Genomic DNA, 1,224 nt, shown 5'->3' with positions numbered 1-1,224 from the left:
TGGAAGGCGTAGGTGGGCAGGTCGATGGTGGTGGCCTGGCCGTGGAGGGTGGTCCAGGTGACGGGGGTGCCGTGGGTGTGGGCGTGGGCGGCGGCGGTGACGGCGGTGTGGGGTTCGGGGCGGTCGCGGCGCAGCATGGGGACGGCGACCAGGTCCTGCTCACGGTCGAGGGTCTCGCGGATCAGCCCGCTCAGGACGCCGTCGGGCCCGATCTCGATGAAGGTGCTGATGCCCTTCTCGTGCAGGGTGGCGGTGGCGTCGGTGAAGCGGACGGGGTTGCGCAGGTGGCGGGCCCAGTAGGCGGCGTCGATTCCTGAGCTGACGGGCTGCCCGGTGAGGTCGGAGACGTAGTCGATTGTGGGGGATGTGTAGGTCAGGCCGCTGATCGCCCGCTCGAACTCCTCCAGGATGGGGTCCATGTGGGGAGAGTGGAAGGCGTGGCTGACGGTCAGCGGCCTGACCTTGTGCCCCTTGTCCCGGAAGAGTTCGCTGAGTTGGGTGATCGCGTCGGTGTCGCCGGAGATGACGGTGGAGGTGGGGGTGTTGAGTGTGGCGATGGTGACGGTTTCGGTCAGGTGGGGGGGTGAGGTGTTCTTCGGTGGTGTTGATGGCGGTCATGGCGCCGCCGGGGGGGGAGGGTGTGCATGAGGCGGGCGCGGGGTGGCGACCAGGGCGGGCGGCGTGGGGGGAGGGTGAGGATGCCTGCGGTGTGGGCGCGGCGATGGCGCCGATGGAGTGCCCGGCCACCGCCGCCGGTGTGATGCCCCAGGTGGCCAGTAGGTGGGTGAGGGCGGTCTGCAGGGCGAACAGCGCGGGCTGTGTGTACAGCGTGTGGTCCAGCAGGCTGGGGTCGGCGTCGCCGAGCAGCACTTCGCGCAGCGGTACGGGTGCGTGCCCGGCGAGGTGCTGATCCAGTAACCCAATGGATTCATCGAAGGCGGTGGCGAAGGCGGGGTAGGCGGCGTACAGGCCGCGTCCCATGTCGGCGCGTTGGCTGCCTTGGCCGGTGAAGACGAAGGCGACCCCGCCCGGCCGGGCCACACCCGTGACCACCTCATTCGGGGTTGTCGCGCCGGCGAGTGCGCGGGTGCGTTCCAGCAACTCCTGGCGGTTGGATCCGATGACGACGGCGCGGTGGTCGAAGTGGGTGCGGGTGGTGGCCAGGGAGTAGCCGACGTCGACCGGGTCCAGCTCGGGGTGGCGGTCCAGGTGATCGGCCAGCCG

General features: G+C 70.3%; 1 protein-coding gene and 1 pseudogene. Both read right to left on the bottom strand.

The genetic code is table 11. From position 1 onward, the window contains the following. Positions 1–524: acyltransferase domain-containing protein (locus B1L11_RS53615; RefSeq protein ID WP_256863450.1), on the bottom strand; the 524-nt coding region annotated here is incomplete at its 3' end. Between the two features lie 196 nt (positions 525–720). Then, a pseudogene (locus B1L11_RS55700) lies at positions 721–1,221 on the bottom strand (acyltransferase domain-containing protein); the annotation flags it as partial. Positions 1,222–1,224 lie beyond the last annotated feature (3 nt).

This window comes from Microbispora sp. GKU 823 (genome assembly GCF_002027145.1).
Classification (GTDB): domain Bacteria; phylum Actinomycetota; class Actinomycetes; order Streptosporangiales; family Streptosporangiaceae; genus Microbispora; species Microbispora siamensis.
The sequence above is the reverse complement of the archived record's forward strand: the minus strand, read 5'-3'. Positions and strand labels throughout refer to the sequence as shown.